Consider the following 3832-nt stretch of genomic DNA (forward strand, 5'->3'; position numbering starts at 1 on the left):
GTCTCGTCTTCAGCTTCTTTCTTCCATTTTTCACTACCCGTTCACTTTCACAATAGATACAGTTCATTTTTTTCAACCTTATACTGCGTAACAATTCTAGCTCTCACTCCCTAAGCAGACAATGCCCCAGCTAGAACGGGTGAGTGATTAGATTAATTCAAAAAAGCGATGAAAGAGCAAGCATGAGATCCCTACCCTTCCACGGCCTAACTTTAGTCAAAATTTTGTTAGAGCTAGTAGAAAGCCTCCCATTGATCCAAAATGCCATTGTCATCGAAGTCCATGTCCCAAGCATCTTGGCTGTTGTCTAGCTGAGCATTAAAAATTTCATCGGGACTAGCAATATCGGCTCCCCGGGCCAGGTTAGCGGAGGGGTCTTCCAGAAAAACGTTATCGAGGCGATCGCCTAAATCTGGATAACTGCTCTGGGGGTAAATATGGGAAATATGCTTGTTCCGCATAAACTCTTCGACAAAATCCGCCCCTTGGAGTTTCACATCGATGGGAATCAGATGGTTATAGGCTAATTCTGGATCTAACCCATAGTTGTCGAAGCGGGAAGCCAAATATTGTTGTTGCTCTTGGGGTAAATCGTAATAATTAAAGCTCATTTTTTAAGGTGCCTCCCATATTTAAGGGCTAACCAAAGACCTGTTTCCACTGCGAGAAAAATCCATACTGTTTGCAAAAAGTAACCTAGGGCTATCCCCACTGAAGTCACTCCGATCGCCACTAAACGACGCTTACGGGCATCCGCTTGGAACTGTTGCCAACGGTCATCTTCAATGGTGTTTAACCGTTGCTGTTTGTAAAGGTTATCCATGGTTGCTCCTTAGTAAATAAATTGGTGGGGGGTATTGTAGGGAATGGCTACCAAATGTTGATTCTGACCACTCCAAATCTCCACCGGTAAACTATTGCCTAAATCCGTAGGAATAAAGCCCAAATTCTGCTTTTGGCCAACCCAATCAAGGTCAAAGCCATAACCTGCCATGGTAAACATCAACTGATTGGCAATGTCGGCGATCGCCAAACAAGCCACATAGCCATCAGGAAACTGCACAGCAAAACTAGTGCTAGGAGCAGAGGTTTGGGGATGGGGCATGATCAACAACAGGCGACGGACAGCTTCTCCCCGGTGACGTTTACGGTGATAGATATAGGAATCAGGACTGTTTACCCATTCCAAATTGAGTGCCCGCAGGGTGGCTTCATCTGCCCTTTGCAGTTCATTGCTGATACCGCCGCCGAGACCAGAACCGACAGCAGCCCCAATTAAATCCCCAACTTGGAAACCGTCCCCTAGTCCTAGGCACAGACCTATATAAACCACCACCAATACGCCAGAGGGAATTTTCCTGGGCTTTTTTGGCTTGATGATCCTGAATAATCCGTTGAATTACTAAATCTTCATTGAGGGTGGGAAAGTTGATGAGGGCGCTGACAATACCTTGGTTGGGGCTAAACACCCCTGGGGTTTCGTAAATAGTCCGCTGGGCAAGAACGGTGGTTACGGGCTGGAGGTCACTCATGGCTTTTCATCGGGGTTGTAAAGGGAACTGTTTATCTATCGCCCCCGCCGCCAAACTTTATGCAAATCTCTCCCAAAACATCACCACAAAAATAAATTTGCTCCATTTGCATAACTTTCCTAGCCAGTACCGATAACTAACTCGAAGGTGAATCCAACCCCTCTAGTGGCGATCGCCTTCATCACCAATCCTAATTTTGAGGAAATTGTATGAAAACTATCCTTTTAACTGCGGTGCTGGTTCTTGTTACTGGAACCGCCGCCCAAGCTCAGTATTACAACGGCTATAGCTACGGCAACGATAACTACCGCCAAAACTATGGCACCTACCAGGGTCGTAATGGTTACCGCAGTAATGTTAATTACAATCAGTACGGCAATAACGGCTATGGCACTGTGCGGGACAACCGTGGTAACCAGCTTGATCACAGTCGCCAACGGGTCGGCAACACAACCTTTGATAACTACCGGTTTAACAACGGACGCAGTGTAAATTGTACTACTATGACTATCGGCAATATGGTCAATCGCAACTGTTACTAAGCAGCGGCCTCGGCCTTTTGTTGGCGCATCAACTGGACAAAATCCGCAAACAAATAATCAGCATCATGGGGCCCAGGACTGGCCTCAGGATGATACTGCACCGAGAAAAATGGTAGTTCCTTATGGCGTAGCCCCGCCACCGTTTTATCGTTGAGATTGAAATGGGTAATTTCCACTTCTTCGACTAGGGAATCTTCCGTCACCGCAAAACCATGGTTCTGGCTGGTAATTTCCACCTGTTGCTTGAGACCACAGGGTTGATTGAGCCCCCGATGGCCAAATTTGAGCTTAAAGGTTTCCGCCCCCAAAGATAACCCCAACACTTGATGCCCCATGCAAATGCCAAAAATGGGCTTTTTCGCCGCCAACAATTCCTTAGTGGTGACAATGCCTTCCTCTACCGCTGCGGGATCACCAGGGCCATTGGAAAGGAAAATGCCGTCGGGGTTGTACTGGAGAATCTCCGCTGGGGACGTGCTGGCGGGCACCACAATCACCCGACAACCATAACTGGCAAGGCGACGTAGAATATTCCGCTTCACCCCAAAGTCCAGGGCCACCACGGTGAGGGGCGGTTGTCCCTTTTGTTCCGCCACTGGCCCGAATTGCCAATGGTCATTGGTGGGATCGGTCCATTCGTAAACTTCACGGGTGGTCACTTCCTTGACCAGGTTCAACCCCGCCATGCTCGGGGCCGCCTGAATATGCTGTAACAAGGCTTCCGGCTCCAAAATTTCCGTGGAGATGCCGCCGTTCATGGCACCAACGGAACGCAACTTGCGGGTCAGGGCCCTGGTGTCGATACCATAAATGCCGATAATTTTATGTTCTACTAAATAGTCCGGCAGGGATTGGGTCGATCGCCAATTGCTGGGGCGGCGGGTAATGTTGCGGGCCACTACCCCCTTGACGTGGGGATAGATAGATTCTTCATCCTCTCCATTGACTCCGGTATTGCCCAACTCGGGATAGGTAAACGTGACAATTTGGCCGCAATAACTGGGGTCGGTCATCACTTCTTGGTAACCAGTCATGCCGGTGTTGAATACCACCTCTCCCACTGTGGTGCCATTGGCCCCAAAGGACCAACCGGGATAGGCGGTGCCATCCGCAAGGACAAGAAGGGCCGGTTTCGCCGCAGCAATTGGCATAATGATATATTGCAAGGTAGCTGGAATAGGACCATTCGGCCGTAGTGGGAAAAAGTTATATCCTTGGAATCCTGCCCAGGGTAATTTGCTTTCGCCCGGCCGCCGCCGAATCAACCACATATTAGCAGATTCACCCCTGTCGTCTGTTCCACTAATGTCAAATTGTCCTGATGGTTACTGCCATGAGTCCCGCTAAGCTGACCGACACCGATAAACAAGAGTTGGTTGACCTTTACCGGCAAACCCCCGCCACCACCACTACCTTGGCGGAACGTTTTGGGGTGAGCGTTTCCACCGTCAGTCGTCTCCTAAAAACGGCGATCGCCAGTGGGGAGTATGAAACCTTGGTGCAGGAGAAAAGGGGCAGTAAGGGACCCAGAAATGATGCCCAGTTGACGCTACCTTTGCCCAAGCCATCCAGGAAAAAGTCAGAGGGGACGGAAACTAACAGTCCTTCGGATTCCGTGGCCGAGATTTCCCCTGTGGCTGAACTGAACGATCCAGATGGTGACAATGGTGAGACCACCACTAGCCAGGGCCGCCGTGTGCGTTCCCGCCGTCGAGTCACCAGCAGTTCTGTTGACCCAGGGCGTGATGGGTTTGCCGA

The 3832-nt window shown here is 49.7% G+C and carries 6 protein-coding genes and 1 pseudogene; 2 read left to right on the forward strand and 5 right to left on the reverse strand.

Annotated elements, in window-relative coordinates; translation table 11 throughout:
* Nucleotides 1-233: 233 nt before the first annotated feature.
* From IQ217_RS18535 to IQ217_RS18550, 4 genes are read right to left on the reverse strand one after another with little or no spacing between them, the layout of a single operon-like run.
* Nucleotides 234-611: a hypothetical protein gene (locus IQ217_RS18535; protein ID WP_194021378.1), complete on the reverse strand. Its 378-nt coding sequence runs from the start codon at nucleotides 609-611 to the stop codon at nucleotides 234-236.
* Nucleotides 608-823, reverse strand: a complete 216-nt coding sequence (locus IQ217_RS18540; RefSeq protein WP_194021379.1) for a hypothetical protein — start codon at nucleotides 821-823, stop codon at nucleotides 608-610. Before IQ217_RS18540 ends, IQ217_RS18535 begins: the two co-directional genes overlap by 4 nt.
* 9 nt (nucleotides 824-832) lie before the next feature.
* Nucleotides 833-1333 carry a hypothetical protein gene (locus tag IQ217_RS18545; protein ID WP_194021380.1) on the reverse strand — a complete coding sequence of 167 codons (501 nt, stop codon included), beginning with the start codon at nucleotides 1331-1333 and terminating at the stop codon, nucleotides 833-835.
* Nucleotides 1230-1532: a hypothetical protein gene (locus IQ217_RS18550; RefSeq protein ID WP_194021381.1), complete on the reverse strand. Its 303-nt coding sequence runs from the start codon at nucleotides 1530-1532 to the stop codon at nucleotides 1230-1232. The genes IQ217_RS18545 and IQ217_RS18550 overlap by 104 nt, the downstream gene beginning before the upstream one ends.
* Nucleotides 1533-1741: 209 nt before the next feature.
* Here IQ217_RS18550 and IQ217_RS18555 point away from each other — a divergent pair, with 209 nt between their 5' ends.
* Nucleotides 1742-2074: a hypothetical protein gene (locus tag IQ217_RS18555; protein ID WP_194021382.1), complete on the forward strand. Its 333-nt coding sequence runs from the start codon at nucleotides 1742-1744 to the stop codon at nucleotides 2072-2074.
* Here IQ217_RS18555 and carA read toward each other — a convergent pair.
* Complete coding sequence (gene carA, locus IQ217_RS18560; protein ID WP_194021391.1) at nucleotides 2071-3225, reverse strand: glutamine-hydrolyzing carbamoyl-phosphate synthase small subunit; 1155 nt, start codon at nucleotides 3223-3225, stop codon at nucleotides 2071-2073. The genes IQ217_RS18555 and carA overlap by 4 nt on opposite strands.
* A 170-nt stretch (nucleotides 3226-3395) precedes the next feature.
* Between carA and IQ217_RS18565 the strand changes: the two are divergent.
* Nucleotides 3396-3832: pseudogene (locus tag IQ217_RS18565) on the forward strand (helix-turn-helix domain-containing protein); the annotation flags it as partial.

The organism is Synechocystis salina LEGE 00031 (assembly GCF_015207985.1).
In the GTDB taxonomy this organism is placed as follows: Bacteria; Cyanobacteriota; Cyanobacteriia; order Cyanobacteriales; family Microcystaceae; genus Synechocystis; species Synechocystis salina.

Coding starts and splice junctions, on each gene's coding strand:
- IQ217_RS18535 (WP_194021378.1), bottom strand. CDS start 611: ATGAGCTTTAATTATTACGATTTACCCCAAGAGCAACAACAATATTTG.
- IQ217_RS18540 (WP_194021379.1), bottom strand. CDS start 823: ATGGATAACCTTTACAAACAGCAACGGTTAAACACCATTGAAGATGAC.
- IQ217_RS18550 (WP_194021381.1), bottom strand. CDS start 1,532: ATGAGTGACCTCCAGCCCGTAACCACCGTTCTTGCCCAGCGGACTATT.
- IQ217_RS18555 (WP_194021382.1), top strand. CDS start 1,742: ATGAAAACTATCCTTTTAACTGCGGTGCTGGTTCTTGTTACTGGAACC.
- carA (WP_194021391.1), bottom strand. CDS start 3,225: ATGCCAATTGCTGCGGCGAAACCGGCCCTTCTTGTCCTTGCGGATGGC.